At 61.5% G+C, this 17622-nt stretch carries 14 protein-coding genes; 1 reads left to right on the forward strand and 13 read right to left on the reverse strand.

Translation table 11 applies throughout. The annotated features are described in order from the left end of the window. The first annotated feature begins 8 nt into the window (after positions 1 to 8). Positions 9 to 866 (forward strand): LysR family transcriptional regulator, encoded by an 858-nt coding sequence (locus HU731_RS20935; protein WP_186607384.1) that lies wholly within the window; start codon positions 9 to 11, stop codon positions 864 to 866. Here the strand turns inward: HU731_RS20935 and HU731_RS20940 are convergent. The 13 genes from HU731_RS20940 to alg8 form a co-directional block, all read right to left on the reverse strand. Beyond that, positions 863 to 1675, reverse strand: coding sequence for an SDR family oxidoreductase (locus tag HU731_RS20940; RefSeq protein ID WP_186607385.1), 813 nt, complete (start codon positions 1673 to 1675; stop codon positions 863 to 865). The genes HU731_RS20935 and HU731_RS20940 overlap by 4 nt on opposite strands. Positions 1676 to 1689: 14 nt before the next feature. Next, positions 1690 to 2154, reverse strand: coding sequence for a hypothetical protein (locus HU731_RS20945; protein WP_032893495.1), 465 nt, complete (start codon positions 2152 to 2154; stop codon positions 1690 to 1692). 274 nt (positions 2155 to 2428) lie between these two features. Beyond that, entirely contained in the window at positions 2429 to 3880 is a 1452-nt protein-coding gene (locus HU731_RS20950; RefSeq protein WP_032893494.1) for a mannose-1-phosphate guanylyltransferase/mannose-6-phosphate isomerase, read from the reverse strand. 222 nt (positions 3881 to 4102) lie between these two features. Then, a complete protein-coding gene (locus HU731_RS20955; protein WP_014717000.1) occupies positions 4103 to 4759 on the reverse strand; it encodes an alginate O-acetyltransferase AlgF in 657 nt (218 codons plus the stop codon). Between the two features lie 17 nt (positions 4760 to 4776). Beyond that, positions 4777 to 5949, reverse strand: a complete 1173-nt coding sequence (locus HU731_RS20960) for an alginate O-acetyltransferase (RefSeq protein WP_186607386.1) — start codon at positions 5947 to 5949, stop codon at positions 4777 to 4779. Positions 5950 to 5960: 11 nt separating this feature from the next. Further along, entirely contained in the window at positions 5961 to 7493 is a 1533-nt protein-coding gene (locus HU731_RS20965) for an MBOAT family O-acyltransferase (RefSeq protein WP_032893491.1), read from the reverse strand. Between the two features lie 215 nt (positions 7494 to 7708). Continuing rightward, complete coding sequence (locus tag HU731_RS20970) at positions 7709 to 8818, reverse strand: mannuronate-specific alginate lyase (RefSeq protein WP_186607387.1); 1110 nt, start codon at positions 8816 to 8818, stop codon at positions 7709 to 7711. A gap of 8 nt (positions 8819 to 8826) precedes the next feature. After that, a complete protein-coding gene (locus HU731_RS20975) occupies positions 8827 to 10275 on the reverse strand; it encodes an alginate O-acetyltransferase (protein ID WP_186607388.1) in 1449 nt (482 codons plus the stop codon). An 11-nt stretch (positions 10276 to 10286) separates the two neighbouring features. Continuing rightward, on the reverse strand, positions 10287 to 11855 hold the full coding sequence (algG, locus tag HU731_RS20980; RefSeq protein ID WP_186607389.1) for a mannuronan 5-epimerase AlgG: 1569 nt from the start codon (positions 11853 to 11855) through the stop codon (positions 10287 to 10289). Then, a complete protein-coding gene (locus HU731_RS20985; protein WP_186607390.1) occupies positions 11855 to 13345 on the reverse strand; it encodes an alginate export family protein in 1491 nt (496 codons plus the stop codon). Before HU731_RS20985 ends, algG begins: the two co-directional genes overlap by 1 nt. Then, the gene (gene algK, locus HU731_RS20990) at positions 13342 to 14862 is read right to left on the reverse strand and encodes an alginate biosynthesis TPR repeat lipoprotein AlgK (protein WP_437180721.1); all 1521 of its coding nucleotides are present in this window, start codon (positions 14860 to 14862) and stop codon (positions 13342 to 13344) included. The genes HU731_RS20985 and algK overlap by 4 nt, the downstream gene beginning before the upstream one ends. A gap of 8 nt (positions 14863 to 14870) precedes the next feature. Next, on the reverse strand, positions 14871 to 16037 hold the full coding sequence (locus tag HU731_RS20995) for an alginate biosynthesis protein Alg44 (protein ID WP_057710958.1): 1167 nt from the start codon (positions 16035 to 16037) through the stop codon (positions 14871 to 14873). Between the two features lie 37 nt (positions 16038 to 16074). Beyond that, on the reverse strand, positions 16075 to 17556 hold the full coding sequence (alg8, locus tag HU731_RS21000) for a mannuronan synthase (RefSeq protein WP_186607391.1): 1482 nt from the start codon (positions 17554 to 17556) through the stop codon (positions 16075 to 16077). Positions 17557 to 17622: the final 66 nt, after the last annotated feature.

Genomic DNA, 17622 nt, shown 5'->3' on the forward strand with positions numbered 1-17622 from the left:
CGTCCACCATGGTCAGCCTGGACCGTTTTGACACCTTCAAGGCCGTGGTCGAGTCCGGCTCGCTCACCGCCGCCGCGGATCTGCTCGGCCAGACCCGCGCCGTGGTCAGCTTCAACCTCAAGCGCCTGGAAGCGGAACTCGGCGTCACCCTGCTCACGCGCAACACCCGCCATCTGGCACTCACCGATGCCGGCGAACGCTTTTACCTGCGCTGCACGCGCATGCTTGAAGAGGCGCGCCTGGCGGTAGAAGAAGCCCGCAGTGAACATGCCCAACTCAAGGGCACCCTGCGCATCACCACCACTGTCGAATATGCCCTGGCCGTGGTCGCCCCGGCGGTAGAAGCGTTTCGCCGTTTGCACCCGGACCTGAACATCCACTTATCCACATCCTCCACCCACGCGGATCTGATCTCCGAGCGTTTTGACGTGGCGATACGGCTGGGGCGCTTGCTGGACTCCAATCATCGGGCGGTGCAGTTATCGACGTTCGAGGTGTTTGCCGTTGCGGCGCCGCAGTTTGCCGGGTTGCAGACCCTGGATGAGTTGGAACAGGTGCCCAGGCTGGGCCATGGCCGCTTAAGCGAATTGAGCGTGACCGACCCGGCGGGTCTCGACCACACTTATCGAGCCGGCCCGTCAGCCTTGGTGGCCGACAGCGCGGCGGTCCTGCAGGCGTTTGCCGTGCGGGGCCATGGTGTGACGGTTTTGCCGCAGTGGCTGGTGCAGGAGGATCTGGAGGCAGGACGCTTGGTGCGCGTGCTGGCGGACCATCGCTTTGCCCCGCAAGGGGTCTACGCGATGTATCCGGACACGCGGCATCTACCGCTGAAGGTGCGGGCGTTTATTGATTTCATGAAGCCTTAGAGCGTACCGCCCAAGCCAAAACGCTTCCTCAACACCTTCTCCAACAACCCCTTGGGCAACAGCGCCGCCATCCACGGCAACGCCCGGCTGCCGTTGCCCGAGCGCAGCAGGCGCGGTGGTTGTCCTTGCTGCACCGCCTTGAGCACGTCTGCGGCAAATTCACTGGCTGGAGTGGGTTTGTCCTGGGACGCCTGGCTGCGTGCACGAATGCCCTCGCGCAATGGCCACCATGGCGACTGTTCGTGGATCAGCAGTTCGGCCTGGGCGCCGGCGTTCTTTGCAAAGCTGGTATTGATCGCACCCGGCTGGACTTCCATCACGCGCACGCCAAACGGTGCCAGCTCCATGCGCAGGGCGTCGCTCAAGGCATGCACAGCGGCTTTGGACGCGCAGTAGGCACCGGCGAACGGCGTCACCAACACCCCGGAAACGCTGCCGATATTCACCACCAGGCCCTTACTGCGACGCAGGGCGGGGAACAGCGCCTGGGTTACGCCGACGATGGAAAATACATTGGTCTCGAATTGGCGCTGCATCGCCTCGGTGCCGCCGTCGAGCAATGGGCCCATGGCGCCGTAGCCAGCGTTGTTGATCAGTACATCCAGCTCGCTCCATTGCTCCGACAAGCGTTGCAGGGCAGCGCTGTCGTTGACGTCCAGTTGTAGGGCATTAAAGCCTGCGGCAGTAAGCGCGGCGACGTCATCGGGTTTGCGGGCGCTGGCCCATACCTCGAAGCCCGCGGCTTTGAATGCATCGGCGAGGGCGCGGCCGATGCCGCTGGAGCAACCGGTGATCAGTACATTGGGCATGGGTCCATCCTTTGTCAGTCCGAGAAACTGCCTTGCAGGTGCTCGGCACGAAATTCCAGGGTTTGTGGGCGATAACCAGGGCGCAGCGGCGGGGTGGGCAGGCAGTCATCCCAGGTGGCACCTGCCTGCAACTCGCCGGGGCCACGATAGCGCGGGGCGGCGTAGACATTGTCAGCCAGGTTGACCGTATCGCCCGGTGCATAGGCAGCGACGCGCCAGCGCAGTTCGGTGAGCGGTACGTCGTTGCCGTTGTTGAGGGTCAGCTTGAGCGGTCGGTCGGCGGGGCAGTCTTGCGGGGCGTAGGTGATGCGCAGCTCAAGGCGCGCCAGTTGCGACGCTTCGCGGTTGTCCAGCCATACCACCCACACTGCGACAAACCCCAGGCCGACGGCAGCGGCCAACGATACCGGCAGCGCCTTGGCCGGGTAGCGCAGCAGCAGGACCAGCCAGGTGATGATCAGGAGAACGCCGAAGAACATGGAGACCACCTCGAATAGGGAACCAGCATCCTAACTTAAGCGTAGGTGGGATTGGTTATCTTGAGCATTGTGCTGGCCGGGCGGACGCCATCGCAGGCAAGCCAGCTCCCACAGGTTGAATGTATTCCAGGGATGAACCCGGTCAACTGTGGGAGCTGGCTTGCCTGCGATGAGGCCTGTACAGGCACCACAAATCCCAAATAAAAAGCCCCCACCCAACCCACTGCGGATAGGGGACGCAATGGGCTGGGCGAGGGCTTCTTGTACGACTGTTTTACTGCGCGATAGTTTTCACCGATACGCCACGTTCAACCGGTGTCGAGCGCCCGTAGATATCTTCGAAACGCTCGATATCGTCCTCGCCCAGGTAGCTGCCCGATTGCACTTCGATGATCTCCAGCGGGATCTTGCCCGGGTTGCGCAGGCGGTGCACCGAGGCGATCGGGATGTAGGTGGACTGGTTTTCGCAGAGCAGGAACACGTTCTCGTCACAGGTGACTTCGGCGGTGCCGCTGACCACGATCCAGTGTTCGGCGCGGTGGTGGTGCATCTGCAGCGACAGGCACGCGCCCGGCTTGACCGAGATGTGCTTGACCTGGAAACGCCCGCCCATGTCCACCGAGTCGTAGGACCCCCACGGGCGATAGACTTCGCAGTGGTTCTGGGTTTCGCTGCGGCCTTGCTCGTTGAGGGTGTTGACCATCTGCTTGACGCCCTGGACCTTGTCCTTGTGGGCAATCATCATCGCGTCCTTGGTTTCCACCACCACGATGTTATCCAGGCCGATCACCGACACCAGTTTGCCGTTGCCATGCACCATGCAGTTGCGGCTGTCCTGGATCACCACGTCGCCTTTGCTCACGTTGCCGTTGGCGTCTTTATCGTTGACCGCCCACAGCGAGGCCCAGCAACCTACGTCGCTCCAACCAGCCGCCAATGGCACCACGCAGGCGCGTTGGGTTTTTTCCATCACGGCGTAGTCGATGGAATTGTCCGGGCAGCAGGCGAAGGTGGCGTCGTCGAAGGTCACGGTGTCGGCGGTCTGCTCGCTGCGTTCCAGGGTCAGCACGCAGGTGTCGTAGATGTCCGGATCATGCTTTTTCAGCTCTTCGAGGAAGCGGCTGGCACGGAACAGGAACATGCCGCTGTTCCAGAAGTAGCCGCCGCTTTTGACGAACTCGACCGCACGTTTTTCATCGGGTTTTTCCACGAACTGCTGCACGCGGCTCACGCCTTCAGGCAGCAGCGAGTCGTTGGTGGACTTGATGTAGCCGTAGCCGGTTTCCGGGCGGGTGGCCGGCACGCCAAACAACACCATCTCGCCACGCTCGGCGGCCACGGTGGCCAGGGCCAGTGCGCGTTGCAGGGCTTTCTGGTCGTCGATCACGTGGTCGGCGGGCAGCACCAGCATCAAGTCGTCACGGCCTTCGTTGACCAGCATCATCGCGGTCAGGGCCACGGCCGGCGCAGTGTTGCGGCCAAAGGGTTCCATCAGGATGCGCTGGCAGTCGAGCTTACGCGCGCTCAGTTGCTCGTTGACGATGAAGCGGTGGTCTTTGTTGCAGACCACGATGGGGGCGTCCATGCCTTCGAACACCAGGCGCTCCAGGGTTTGCTGGAACAAGGTGTGCTCGCCGGTCAGGGCCAGGAACTGCTTGGGGAACTGTTTGCGGGAAAGCGGCCAAAGACGTGAGCCGCTACCACCGGAAAGGATTACTGGGATCATGGGTGTGTCTCCTTGAATCGATATGGGTCAGAGCTACGAAGGTTTGTCGTTTCACTCTTGTTTTTGTCTCGGTCCGAACTGACAGCCCTGCCTCCTGTAGGAGCGAGCTTGCTCGCGAAGCACTTCCAGGCAACGCGTTCATCCAGAATGCCCGCGTCATCGTTGGCGATTTTCGCGAGCAAGCTCGCTCCTACAGTGGGGGGCGTTCAGTCCGGGAAATCGTTAGCGGGTCGACACTGGGCGTTTCACCCACACTGGCGACAGGCTTGAACCTGAGCCGGTGACATACAGCACCGCCGCTTCACCGCGTTCCAACGCAACCGGCTTCACATCGCCGACTTTCTTGTCACCGTCATACAACGCCAGGCTCACTTTCACCGGGTTGATCTCACGCTCGCCACGGCCCTTGGCGGCCACCGACTTGACCACATCGGTCTTGCCGTCGGCGGTTTTCAGGGTCAGGGCCTTGTCGCTGAGGTTCTGCACGCGCACCAGGGATTTCTGCTTGTTCTTGAACGGTGGCTCTTCGATCAACTGCGGCTGGCCGCTGCCGCTGTTGACCAGGGTGTAGTAGTGGTCGGCGGCCAGCTTGACCGGCAGGGTCTGGCTGCCGACCTTGGCGCTGTAGTCACCGCCGGGCATGAAGCTGAAGTCGCTGCTGGCCAGTGGCGCAACGTCGCTGAGGTTGGTGCTGCCAACGGTGGCGCTGACTTCCTGGTTGCTGGCGTTGTAGATACGCACGAAGCTGGAGCCTTTTGGCGCGGTCGGGCCGTACAGGGCGGCGTCACCGGCCGCGAAGGCCGACAGGGATACGACGCTCAGGCCCGCAGCGATTGCCAGGGTTTTAGCGAGACGACGAGGAGTAGTAGTGAAAGTCATTGTGAGTTACCTCTCTTTCAGTTTTGCGCCCGGTCGGGCGTCTCGGATTTAGGTGTGTTGATTGCCATGTTCTGTTGGCGCGAACCGGCTTGTTTAAGTTGCGCAACCCAGGCCGGGTCGGCATCACCGATTTCGTTGTTGATAGGCAGATAACGTTCAGGAAACTCCCAGATCAGCACCTGCGGCGGGCTGTTCTTGAAGTCGTCACTTTTGAGGTAGCTGAGCATCGGCAGGATCGGGCCGTGGCCGTCTTCGGCATAGCTGACCACGTCGCTGTGCAAGGCTTGCTTGAGCGCACCGACGAAGTTCCAGTTGGGGTTGGCGCTGTAGCTGGTGCCCACCAGTGCCACCGGGGTTTCGCTGTCGCTGAACAGCGCGTCATCACCTTTCTCTTCGGCCAGGTGGGTGACGCGTTTTTCCAGCGGCTCTTTAGGTGGCATCAGGTTTTCGAACAGCGGGTCCAGGGGCAGGAACAAACGCAAGTCGCCTTTATGCGGCTCGGTTTTTTCGGCCTCGGTGACAAAGCGCTGCGGCTCGCCGCTCAGTGGGGTCTTGTCGGCAATCGCCTTGGCCAATTGCTTGGCGGCGACTTCGGCACCGTCTGGGGTCCAGTGGGTGTCGGTGCGCAGGAACACTTGCTTGCCGGCGAGCTTGGCCTGTTGCAGCGGGCCGAGCAGATCTGGCGCTGGAATGTTGTCCGCTGCCACTCGGGCATGGAAGTCCTGGTACAGGTTGGCGTGCACGCTGGCCGGTTTCACTTCACCCAGATGCTCTGGATACAGGCGCACCTTGGCCGGCACGATGGCCATCACCAGTTGGATACCCTGGGCCTTGAGCTTTTGGCGTACGCCTTCGACCAGCGCGTAATTGCCTTGCAGGTTCTGGTCTTCGTTGACGGCGGGGTTGAATTCCTCGTCGCTGTACAACCAGTGATCACGGCCCAGCACCACGCCAGGGCGGCCTTCATTGAACAGCTTGTAGTCCAGCGCCGCCCACAGGTTGGTGCCCAGGCGCTTGATCGGGAACTCGTCGTCGTAGTGAGTCTCGACGGCTTTGGTCCAGCGACCGTTAAGCACGGTGGCATCGGCATTGGTGCTGAAGCCAAAGAAGCTGCGCAGCGACCAGGCGCCGAGTGCCAGCAACAGCACCATGAACAGGCTTATATAGAGGACGCGTAATGAACGGGTCATGGTCGGCTCCCTCAGAATTGGAAGTAAAGGAACGGCGAGAAACTCTGCGCCGATAGTTTGAGAATCGACGCCACGAACAGCAGCAGTACCGCGCCGCGCATGGCGTAGCGTGGCCAGTCAGCGGTCCAGTAGGCCGGTTGCACGGCAGCGTCACGGCCCACGCTGAAACCAGGCTCGTGGATGCTGCCAGGGTTGTCGCCGGGTACGGCCTTGATCAGGCTCGGGTCGGCGGGCTTGGTCTTGTCGGCAGGGCGGTTGGTGTAGAAGTCGCGCAGGCCGAAGAACGCCAGCGTTGCATAGGCCACCACCAGGGTTGCCACTTGCAGGCCGGTAAGGTTGGCGCGGTTGAGTTCCGACAATGACCATTCGCCAAAGCTGAACATCGCACCGTACATACGCCCGGCAACGTGCAGGTTTTCGGCGCGGAAGATCACCCAGCCCATCACCACCAGCAGGAAGGTGAAGGCCCAGCGCAACACATTGAAGCTGCGCGGCGCGGTGTTCAGGCCGATGGCTTTTTCAATCGCCAGCCACATGCCGTGCCAGGCGCCCCACACGATGTAGGTGATGTTCGCGCCGTGCCACAGGCCACCGAGCAGCATGGTCAGGAACAGGTTGCGGTAGGTGGTCAGCGTGCCTTTGCGGTTGCCGCCCAGGGTGATGTACAGGTAGTCACGCAGCCAGGTGGACAGGCTGATGTGCCAGCGCCGCCAGAACTCGGTGATCGACTGGCTGATGTAGGGCTGCTTGAAGTTTTCCATGAAGCGGAAACCCATCATCAAGCCCAAGCCAATGGCCATGTCGCTGTAACCGGAGAAGTCGAAGTACAGTTGCGCGGTGTAGGCCAGCGCGCCGAGCCAGGCATCCCCCGTGGTGGGGTTTTGCAGGGCGAAGCAATGGTCGGCCACCACCGCGAGGGTGTCGGCAATAAAGACCTTCTTGATAAAGCCCTGCATGAACCGCGTGCAGCCCTCGGAGAATTTATCCAGGGTATGGGTGCGGTTGTTGAACTGGTCGGCCAGGTCGCGAAAGCGCAGCACGGGACCGGCGATCAGGTGCGGGAAGATCGCCACGAACGCCGCAAAGTCGATGAGGTTGCGGGTCGCCGGGGTGTCGCCACGGTACACGTCGATGATGTAGCTGATGGACTCGAAGATGTAGAACGAGATCCCGATCGGCAACAGCACGTGGGTGAGGATGAACGGCTCCAGGCCGGCCGACTTCATCATTACGTTGATGCTGTCGACACCGAAGTTGGCGTACTTGAAGTAGCCGAGGATGCACAGGTCGACCGCCACGCCGAGCAATAGCCAGCGCTGCGCCGGTTTGGTGCGAACGCCCGCGGCACCGACCTTGAGGCCGATCCAGTAGTTCCACAGCGTGACGGCCGCGAACAGCGCCAGGAAGTCCACTCGCCACCAGGCGTAGAACACGTAGCTGGCAATCAGCAGCAGCAGATTGCGATAGCGTTGCCCGCTCAAATAGTACAAGCCGAGGAAGATCGGCAAGAACAGAAACAGGAACACATTGGACGAGAAAACCATCCCGATCTCTCCATGTTTAACCAACAGTCAAGGGCCAGAGCCCCCCCAAACCCCCCCACGATTTCGGGGGAGGCTGTATTGCATTCACACGCGACCCCTGTAGGAGCGAGCTTGCTCGCGAAGGTCGTTAACGATGACGCTGGGCACCTGAAAAATCTCGGTGCCTGTGGGTTCTTCGCGAGCAAGCTCGCTCCTACAGTTCAGGTGGTGTTTTGTCAGGAGCCTTTGTTGCCTTTTTCATGCGCCGGGTCGTAGACCTTGGTCAGGTCACCCCCCAGGCGGAAGGTCTTGAACGGTTGCATGCCATGCTTGCGTTCGATCACTTCCGGGGCGCAGGTGTAGAGGGTGCAGAAGGGCTCAAGCCAGGCAAATTTCATGTCTTCCTTGAGGTCCTTCATGTCCTGCTCTTTGCCGTTCTTCTGTTCGAAGATGTCCGGGTCTTTCACCCCGGCCAGCACCTTGTCACCCAGGCGCTTGAGCGCGCTGTTGTTTTCCTGGCGCAGGTCCACGCCGTTGACCAGGGCAAAACTGGCGATCATCGACAGCGGCGGCAGCGCGTAGTTGTGGTACGACAAGGCGCGTTGTTGACGCTTCAATTCGTTCGGCAGGAAGCCCTGGTCATCGACCTGGTTCACGCCGACCTTGTATTCCTTCACCGCCCAATCAAACAGGTCGCGGCGGTTGGTAGCGATGGACGTTGCCATCACCGACCAGGCGGCCCAGTAGGAGTGGTTGTTGGTTTTTTCAAGGGGCAGGTTGTCCCAGTCGCTCACCACCTGGTCGGCCAGCTTGTTGAACCAGGCTTCGATCTGCTGGGCTTCCTGCGGGTGCTTGGCCAGTGGCTGCGACTCGGAGAACTTCAGGCGCACATAGGCCGACGCCATGCTGCCCAACGCCCATTTACGCATCGACTTGCCGGTGTGGTTGAAGTCCTTGGACATCAACGCATCGGCCTTGGCCCACGACACCAGCCAGTTGAGCGTGCATTCAAGCTGCTGCGGGCGACCGTCACGCATGAACTGCATCACGCGCTTGCTGGTGTCTTTTTCCAGCTTGGTGATATCGGCGGTGCTGTCGCGAAAGGCTTTTTCCGACTGCACGTTCAGGGTCGAACGGGCCTTGTCGGAGCCTTCGTATTTGCTGCGAAACTGCAACGGCCCGGTGTAGGGCGTTGGCATGCTGTCGCAATCATTCTTGAAGTCGCCGGTCTTGAACGCTTCGATCGGTGCGAAGTAACCCTGGGGCGGACGCAGCGGCGCGGCGGCGTTGGCTGCCCCGGCGAAGATCGCCAGGCCCAGCAACGATGGAATCCATAACTTCTGCATAAGTAACCTCATTGCCCCGTTGACGCGGTCTGTTGACCACCGGCGGGGAATACGTTGCGTGTGCAAATTTTCGCTTCAACCTTCTGCGCTGCAGCGCCCGCTTCGGGGCCCTGCACTTCCACGGCCAGCAAGTTCTGCGAGGCCCAGTCTTCATCGGTGCGCAGTTCAAAGGCGAAACGCCCGTCTGTATCGGATGTTTCGGGTTTCTCGATCTTGATGTCCTCGTGGCGCCCGTTCATATACCAGAGGGTGGCTTGCAAGGTTTTCACCGACGGATCGGCGAAGCGGATATCAACTTGGTGGTTGGCGTTGCGCAGGTCTTTGTTGGCGCTGTTGACCATCAGTTCGTTTTTGCCGGGTTTGAGCGTGGTGCTGGCCGACATCTGCGCGGTCTTGCCTTCGCAGCCGTTGTCCAGCAGCGCCATCATCTGGCGGTAGATGGTTTCCTGGTCGAGGCGGTACAGCGGCGAGAATTCCCAGATCAGGATCTTCGGCGGGCTCTTCTGGAATTCATCGCTGCCCAGGTACTGCAGCATCGAACCTTCCAGGCCACCGCCGGGGAAGGCGACGTTGAGGATGTCGGCGCCGATTTCTTCTTCCAGGAAGCCGGCGAAGTTGTAGTTTTTGCCACTGTGGCTGGTGCCCACCAGGGTGATCTGCGGGTTGCCCGAATCGCCGAACAGGTCGCCGTCACCGGCTTCGCCCTTGGGCTCGGTGGTGAACTGGTCCATGTACTGGATCGCGTAGCTGGTGCCACACAGTTGCCCGGCCATGTTGTGCAGGGTGCCGGTCTTGCCCATGCGGCCCGAGCGTTTGGTCTCGAATTCACGCTTGGGAATCTCAGCGTATTCGGGCATTTGCTTGACCTTGGCCGCGACAATTTTTGCGGTGCGCTGGGCGCCGTATGGGGTCCAGTGCTGGTCGCCACGGAAGTAGAAGTCGTGGGCTGGCAATTCATCCGGCAGTTGCTCGTTGGTCAGCGGCGACAGGTCTGGCACCACGTAGCCCATCTTGGCGAAGCGGCCGAGCATGCTCTTGTAGTTGCCCAAGGCCTTGTCGAAATCGAACGAGGCTTTCTCCGCGGGGTTGAGCTTGTTGCGGTTCACCAGGCCACGGGTTGGCTGGTAGACCACCACCAGTTCCACGCCCTTGCTCTTGAACGCATCGTGCAACTGCTGCATGCGCTTGTAGCCGGCCGGGGTGGTGTCGAACTCGGTGCGCAGGTCTTCCTGGGTACGGAACAGCCAGTCGCCCTGGGCTTGAACCAGGGTGGTGAAGTTCTGCTGGTAGCGCGTGGTGTAGTTCTTCGCGTCATGGGCGGCCGGGCACAGGCTGCAGCACGGCTCGGCGGTGAAAGTCGGGGCTTTCACTTCATCGGCGCGTACGCCCTGGCTGGCCGCCAGCAGGCCGAGGGTCAGACCCGAAAGGCTCAGCAGTTTGATCATGTGTGGGTGCATAAGGGTCATCCTCAGTCCTGCATTTCGGTCTGGCGTTCGACGGGGTCGATCAGCACGGCTTTCTGCTGGCGTACCAGCAGGTCGAGAATTTCTTCCTGGCGGTCACCCAGGATGCCGGAGAAGCTGATGCCGCTGGATTTGGTCGGCGCCAGCATCGACACGCGATACAGCTCGATACTCAACGGCGAGTCGATGGACAGCGGCCCGCTGCCGTTACCCGCCAGTTCACCGCCGACCACGATCAGCGACACCTTGGCGTCGAACGGGTCGAGGGCGATGTCGCGGTCGGTGTCGGTCAAGTCCTTGATGTGGCCGTACACGCCGGTCAATCCGTTGGCCATCGAGGTGTTTTCGTAGAGCTTGATGTTCACGCTGTTACGCACGCGGATCCCGTGGCGACGGTTGCTGATCACCTTGTTGCCCCACAGCAGGTTGTCACCGCTCTCATAGAGGGTGATGCCGTCGGTGTGGTTGCGGTAGATCTCGTTGTCGGCGATCAGGTTGTTGACGCTGTTACGGTCGATCACCAGGCCCGACAGCTTGTTGTCATAGCTGCGGTTGTTGAAGATGAAGCTGTCGTTCACTTCCCGGGAAATGATGATGCCGTGCTTCTTCTTGGTGCCGTAGACGGTGTTGTCCGCGATGATCAGGCCGTGGGAACGGTCATGGGGGTCAATGCCGTAGACGATGTTGTCTTTGTAGGTATTGCCCTTGATCACAAAGCCTGTGGTCTCGTAGCAGTAGAAGCCGTACCACATGTCCGAGAACTCGGAGTCGATGATCCAGCCGGTCGGCTCGGAACGCTTGAGCACCTTGGCCATGTTCGGCGTGTATTGGGAAATACTCACCCCGTACGACTTACTGTTGGCGTAGCCGAAGCTGGCCATTTTGGTTTTGGAGATATAGGTCTCGGTGCCGCCCCAGGCCAGCAGGAACGGGCGGAACTCCTTGGCCGACTTGAACAGCGCCGGGCCGTTGGCTTTTTCATCCCAGCCGGTGACCTTGGTATCGCGCACGAACAGCTGGCCGTCGTTGATCAAAAACGAACCGGCTTGCTGGGACAGGCGCAGTTCCTGGGTATTCTTGTCGATATCGAGGATGCCCTTACGGCCCACTACGATCGGCAATTTGGCCAGGAACACCCCCGGCGACGTTTCGCTGAAGTACTGCTTGGGCACCTTGCCCAGCAGGTCCTTGAGGTTCATGTAGCCGTCGTCGACGAAGATCGCCTGGGGAATGCCGTGCTGGCGCACCACCCATTCGGCCATCTTGTTATCGCCGCCGATAAAGTCCTTGAGCGCGTCTTCCTGCATCATGCGGCGGATGCTGATTTTGCCGGCCTTGGTCTTGACGATTTTCTTTTCCATCGCCTGCGCGGTGTAGCCCGACAGATCGGGCAGCGCCGGCTTGGCCATTTCCAGCGGCGCGGTGGGCGGGCTGGAAATGGTGTAGGTCTTGGCCTGTTGCAGTTCCTTGGCGATGGTCGGCGCCTTGGCCGCCGTATCGGCGAACGCTGTGGCGCTGGCCATCAGCATTGCCGCGACGAGTAGGCTTTGAGCATTCATGGCGCAGGCTCCCATCAGAATTTCCAGACCACGTCGACGAACGCGCGGTGCATGTAGGAGTCGACCTGGCTGCCATAGGCATCGCCGGGCTTGAACACGCCGGCACGCAAACGCACCAGGGCTGAAGGCTCGTCGATCGACTGGCTCAGCGCCGCAGGCAGCAAGCCTTTCTTGAAGTACTTGGTGACCACCAGGTCCATCTCTTGGCCGAGGTCTTTCTTGCCGTCTTCAAGGGGCAGGGAGGTGCTGGAGAGAATTGCACCGGTGACGTCATCGGTGTTGTTCTGCACCGCGTCGATACCGTTGCTGCCCACCGGTTTGTTGCCGTCCACGCGCCAGAACTTGTGGTACACCAGGCTGGCGTCATAGTCCTCGCGCAGCTGCCAGGAGCCGAACAGGCTCATGGACTGCATGTTGTTCATCTCGCCGCGAAAGGCTTCACCGAAGCGATGCACGCGGGACTGGGTACCGGTCCAGTTCGAACGGTTGCTTTGCAGGCCGTTCTGCTCGTACTCGGCACTGGCGCGCGAATAGGCCGCGCCGACTTGCCACTGCGGGTCCAGGCGCAGGCGCACGCCGATGTCGGTGGCCCAGCCGCTCAGGTCATCGCTGCGCTTGGCGCTGGTGGGGCGCGTGCCGTCGGCGTTCAAGGCGTTGACCTTGTCGCGGTCGCCGCGCATGCCGGTGATGCTCGCCCAGTAGTTGACGGTGTTGGTGTTGCGCCAGTTATAGGCGTCGCTGTTGGCTTCGATGCCCAGCCAGGTCAGGTCGCCGTTTTCGCGCTTGTCCAACGGGTCGCTGGCCACACCCGGCTCGGCGTAGTCGAGCTTGCCGTCGTCATGGGTGTGGTGGCCGCGTACGCCGATCCACTGGCCCGGCGTCCACTGGTAGGCGGCGTCGGCGTAGAAGTGCTGGCGGTCTTTGTCGACCGGCGACAGTTCCTTGAGGTCGGTGCGGTATTCGCTGAAGCGTTCGGCGGCGCCGACATTGGCCTTGAGCAGGGTGGTGTCAAAGGTCCAGTTCAGTGCTTCGATGTTGGTGTCGCGCCATTGGCCGTCGTCGTTGCGCAGGCGCTGGCGGCCGAACTTGAGGATCTCGCCGGGGTAGGGCGTGAAGCCGCTGTAGCCGACCCAGAACTCACGCAGGGCCAGGTAGTTTTTCTTGGCCTTGCGGTCGTCGTTGCTCGACTGCTGCTCGGTGGTGTCATCGGTCGACTGTTGCAGGGTGTCGGTCTCGATGATGTCGCTGGACACCACTGCCTGGCCCATGGCGTAGGCGCTCCACGCGCCGCTTTCGCCGTAGATCCAGGGGCGCAGGTCGAGGCCGATGCCGTTGACGTCGCCGCCTTTCTGGGTGCCGAGGTCGCGGTCATCTTCAGACTGCGCGGTGGCTTTGACTTCCAGGCCGAAGTTCTTGGCTTCGGTGAGCGCGGCCAGGGTCGGGCACGACCACAGCAGGGCGAAGGTCAGGCCGATGCCGGCCTTCACGAATGGGTTGAGCTTCATAGGGATTCCTCGCCGTCTTCTTCTTGCAGGGCGTGCAGTTGCAGCGTGCTTTGGGCCAGGGTGCCGCGGGCGGCCAGCTCCTGTTGCACCAGGCGTTGGCCTTCGGCGCGTTGCGCAGGGGTCAGCGGCGCTTCGAGCTGGGTGGCCAGGTCATTGGCTTCTGGCGTGGCCTGGGCCTTGGCCAACTGGCTGAAGACATAGGCGTTCAATGGGTCGGGCTTGGTGCCCTTGCCTTGGGAAAACAGTTGGGCAATGGCGAAGTCGGCGCTGTTCTGGCCGTTGCGCGCGGCGGTCAGCAGGTGGTCCAGGGCTTTTTGCGGGTAAACCTTGCCCAGGTAGCCACGGCGGTAGATCTGGCCGAGGTAGTAATCGGCGGCCACTTCACGGCCCACGGCTTTCTCGAAATGCGCCTCGGCGGCCTTGGCATCGGCGGGCACCCACTTGCCTTCGTAGTAGAGCTTGCCCAGCAACAATTCGGCGCGTGGCTGGTCGGCGGCGCGGCCGTTGTCGAGGTACTTCATCATCTGCTCGACGTCGCCCAGTTCGGGGAAGTCGTAGAGCAGTTGCGCCAGGCTGACCCAGGACGCCGGGTAGCCGGGGGCGATTTTTTCCAGCAACGCCTGGGCGGTTTTCTCGTCCGGGGTGCCGAGAGTGGCATCGCCGAGTACGCGGGCGACGCTGTCGACGCGCTGGGCGGTAACGGTGCCACGGCTTACGCCTGCTTCCATCTGCTTGAGCAGTTCGGCCTGTTGTTCCGGCTGCTGTTTTTTCTGATAGACCGTGGCCAGTTCGACGTAGCAGATATCGGTGGTGTTCAGCGCGGCTTTGCAGATGCGCTCCACGTCATCCAGATGCTGGTCGTAGGTACCCTGGGTGCGATACAGCAGCACCTGGGCCAGGCCGGCTTCCGGGTAACCCGCCGCCTGCCATTGGCTGATCTGTTGTTGGGCATTCACGTTGGGGAAACTGTGCGGGTATTGCAGGTACAGCATCGCCAGCGGGATCAAGGTATTACCTTCGCCATTGGCAAAGGCTTTTTTCAGCAGGCTTTCGGCTTCATGGTGCTCGGCCTCGGTAGCGCCGGGCTTGGCCACCAGCAGACGGCCAAGGCGCGCCTGGGCGCGGGGCGATATGTCTGCCGCCGCACGGTAAGTGGCTTCGGCCTGCTTGATTTGCGCCGGGTCGCGGGTGCCGACCTGGATATCGGCCAGGCCCACCTGGGCCTCGCTGTAGCCCAGTTCTGCCAGTTGCTGGTAATTCTGCTGGGCGGTGACGGTGTCGCCGCGTTTCAGCGCCTCATTGGCCAGGCGTTGGTCGGGCAGGCCGGCGCAACCGGCCAGGCTCACGGCCAGTGCCAGCGCGCAGTACGCAGAGGCCAAGTGAAATCTGCTCTGGGTGGGAGCTGGCTTGCCTGCGATGGCATCGCTGCGGTGCAACTGATGCACCGAGTCGCCTGCATCGCGGGCAAGCCCGGCTCCCACATGGGGCAACGGTGTATTTGGAAGAGTCACAGGCATGTCCTCGCTTACAGACCGTGAGCCATGGCTTTGTCGATCAGCCAGTTCAGCGATGGGCCACGGTCGCTGGTGACTTCCACCGGGCGGCCGGCGTAGGTGCTGTCCAGCGGTGCATCAGGCTTGATCTGCACGCGGATGTCAGAAGACAAGTCGGCGCTGTTCAGGCTGGTGCTGCTGACGATGGTGCCGGTGCGCACTTGTTCTTCGTCGGCGACCTGGAAGTTCACCTGCGTACCTGGGCGCACATCACCGAACTGGCGATAGCTGAAGCGCGCTTCCACATTGGCCTCGCTGCCGCGTGGTACCAGTTGGAAGATCACATCACCCTTGCTGGCGTACTGGCCGTCGGCGACCAGTTGCTGGGCCACCACGCAATCGCAAGGCGAGGTGAGGGTGCCGGTCATTTGCTTGCCGAACAGTTCCTCGACCTTGGCCGGTTGCAACTGGTCTTCGTCCAAGTGGCCCTTGAGCACATCGAGCATGCTGGTGCTGAAGGTCGCCAGTGGCGCGCCTTTGGCCGCTACCGAATCACCTTTGAGCAGGCTTTGCACGGTGCCGTCACGGGGCATGGTCACGTTCATGCCCGGTACGCTGACAAGGCCGGCCTGGGCGTGGCTGACGAAGTACATGCCGTAGAGCGACTTGACCACAAAACCGAAGGCCGCCAGGCCCACCAAAAAGATCGCCAGGCTGAAGGTCACGGCGCGCAGGCGACCGAACGCGGTCATGCCGCTGCCGCCGTCCTTGACCTTGCGTGCCTTGGTGAAGTTGTCGCGTTGCAGGGTCGCGAGCACGTCGCCCATGGTCACGATGTCGCCGGACAGGTGCGAGGTGATCAGGTGGCGCAGGGTGGAAATATCCTGGGCATCGAGGTTCTGGAACTGGCAACCGGTGCGGCCGGTCTGGCGGTCGTAGGAGCGAATCTGCAGCTCCACATCCATGGCCAGGCCGAGGTTATCGATCACGAACTGCAGGCGGCCTTTGTGCACTTGGCCGATGGTGAGCGGCTGGGTGGCGGTGAAGGCCAGGCCGCCGGCGGACAGGTCGATAACCTTCGCCTCAGTCGGCGTGCGGTCGCTGTTGAAGAAGCGCAGCTTGGCCGGGATTTTCACCCGGGCGTGTTGGCGCTGGGCTTCGGATTCGTGGACAACGTTGGCGTTTACTTGGCTATTCATCGGGTGTAATTCCTAGGTTAATTCAGGCTTGGCAGGGTCAGACCATCATCAGCAACACGGCAACGAAGATGCTGCCGGCGGAGAAGGTCATGGTCCGAGACGACCAGGTGTTGAACCAACGTTGAAAGCTGGCCAAATCGCGGGTCAGTTTGGTGTCCTGGCGGGTCCAGGACTGTTGATCAAGGCGGAAGAACACGTAGATCTTCACCAGCGCGCCCATGATCTGGTTGTAATAGAGAATCAGCGGGTAGGCCGGGCCGATCTTGTGGCCGGAGCACGACAACAGCAGGGTGAGAATCAGGCGGGTGATGCCGATCCACAGCAGGTAGGCGAGGATGAACGCGCCGCCGTACTTGAAGGTGGCGATCATGGCCACGGTCAGGCCGAGCAGGGAGGTCCACATCGACACGCGCTGGTCGAACAACACCACGCTGGTGAACAGGCCGAGGCGACGCATGCCCAGGCCGAGCGCGCGGGAGTTCTGGCGCAGGTTGTTGCCGTACCAGCGGAACATCAGCTTGCGGCTGGCCTTGATGAAGCTCTTTTCCGGCGGGTGTTCCACGGTGTTGATCGCGGCATCCGGCACGTAGAAGGTGTCGTAGCCCAAGCGCATCAGGCTGAACCAGCTGGACTTGTCATCCCCGGTGAGGAACTTGAACCGGCCCAGGCGCCAGTGTTGCAGCGAGTCGCTTTCCACGTCGGCGATAAAGCCCGGGTCGGTGACAACGCTGGCACGGAACACCGACATGCGCCCGGTCATGGTCAGTACGCGCTTGGACAGGGCCATGGAGCACATATTGATGTGGCGTTGGGCGAAGCGCAGTTTGTGCCATTCGCTCATGATGTAGCCGCCGCGCACTTCGCAGAATTCGTTGGTGGTCAGGCCACCGACATTGCCGAACAGCTGGAACCACGGCACGGTCTTGCGCACCACGCCTTCGGCCAGCACGGTGTCGCCATCGATCACGGCGACCACGGCGCGGTCGTCGGGCAAGTGGCGGGAGATGGCGCGGAAACCAAACGCCAGGCCGTCACGCTTGCCGGTACCGGCGATGCGCACGAAGTCGAGCTTGACGTGAGCCGGCGGGTTGAGTTTTTCCCAGAGGCTTTTGACCAGCAGCTCATCGGACATTTCTACCAGCGAGCACACCACGGTGGTGGGGAAGCCACAGTCGATGGCTTCACGAATCACCGAGCTGTAGACCTGGGCGGTGGTCAGCGCGTCGATACGGAAACTGGTGACCATCAGGAACACATGGGACGGGTCGGCGGCTTTGCCCAGCTTGCGCACTTTGCGGCGCAGGTGCGGGTACACCACGTACAGGAACAGCATGCCGCGAAAGAAATGCGTCGCGCCCATCGAGTAGCGCCAGATACCCACGGCACCAATCAGGAAAATAAAATTCTTCGATTGCGAATCGAAGGTGCTCGCCGGCAACAGCAGGGCGAGACCCATCAGCAGGCTGAGAAAGAACAGCCAGCCGGCCGATTGCAGAAATACATGTTTTAACTTGGACATAAGCGTCATCCGCAAGGTGAGGAGGCTTCAGGCTGCAAGCGCTGGGGATAAAGCCACTTGCAGCCT

It is taken from the genome of Pseudomonas salmasensis, from assembly GCF_014268375.2.
Taxonomy (GTDB): Bacteria; Pseudomonadota; Gammaproteobacteria; order Pseudomonadales; family Pseudomonadaceae; genus Aquipseudomonas; species Aquipseudomonas salmasensis.

Excerpts from the sequence above, each read along its gene's own strand:
- HU731_RS20935 (WP_186607384.1), top strand. The coding sequence starts at position 9 with ATGGTCAGCCTGGACCGTTTTGACACCTTCAAGGCCGTGGTCGAGTCC.
- HU731_RS20940 (WP_186607385.1), bottom strand. The coding sequence starts at position 1,675 with ATGCCCAATGTACTGATCACCGGTTGCTCCAGCGGCATCGGCCGCGCC.
- HU731_RS20945 (WP_032893495.1), bottom strand. The coding sequence starts at position 2,154 with ATGTTCTTCGGCGTTCTCCTGATCATCACCTGGCTGGTCCTGCTGCTG.
- HU731_RS20950 (WP_032893494.1), bottom strand. The coding sequence starts at position 3,880 with ATGATCCCAGTAATCCTTTCCGGTGGTAGCGGCTCACGTCTTTGGCCG.
- HU731_RS20955 (WP_014717000.1), bottom strand. The coding sequence starts at position 4,759 with ATGACTTTCACTACTACTCCTCGTCGTCTCGCTAAAACCCTGGCAATC.
- HU731_RS20960 (WP_186607386.1), bottom strand. The coding sequence starts at position 5,949 with ATGACCCGTTCATTACGCGTCCTCTATATAAGCCTGTTCATGGTGCTG.
- HU731_RS20965 (WP_032893491.1), bottom strand. The coding sequence starts at position 7,493 with ATGGTTTTCTCGTCCAATGTGTTCCTGTTTCTGTTCTTGCCGATCTTC.
- HU731_RS20970 (WP_186607387.1), bottom strand. The coding sequence starts at position 8,818 with ATGCAGAAGTTATGGATTCCATCGTTGCTGGGCCTGGCGATCTTCGCC.
- HU731_RS20975 (WP_186607388.1), bottom strand. The coding sequence starts at position 10,275 with ATGCACCCACACATGATCAAACTGCTGAGCCTTTCGGGTCTGACCCTC.
- algG (WP_186607389.1), bottom strand. The coding sequence starts at position 11,855 with ATGGGAGCCTGCGCCATGAATGCTCAAAGCCTACTCGTCGCGGCAATG.
- HU731_RS20985 (WP_186607390.1), bottom strand. The coding sequence starts at position 13,345 with ATGAAGCTCAACCCATTCGTGAAGGCCGGCATCGGCCTGACCTTCGCC.
- algK (WP_437180721.1), bottom strand. The coding sequence starts at position 14,862 with ATGCCTGTGACTCTTCCAAATACACCGTTGCCCCATGTGGGAGCCGGG.
- HU731_RS20995 (WP_057710958.1), bottom strand. The coding sequence starts at position 16,037 with ATGAATAGCCAAGTAAACGCCAACGTTGTCCACGAATCCGAAGCCCAG.
- alg8 (WP_186607391.1), bottom strand. The coding sequence starts at position 17,556 with ATGTCCAAGTTAAAACATGTATTTCTGCAATCGGCCGGCTGGCTGTTC.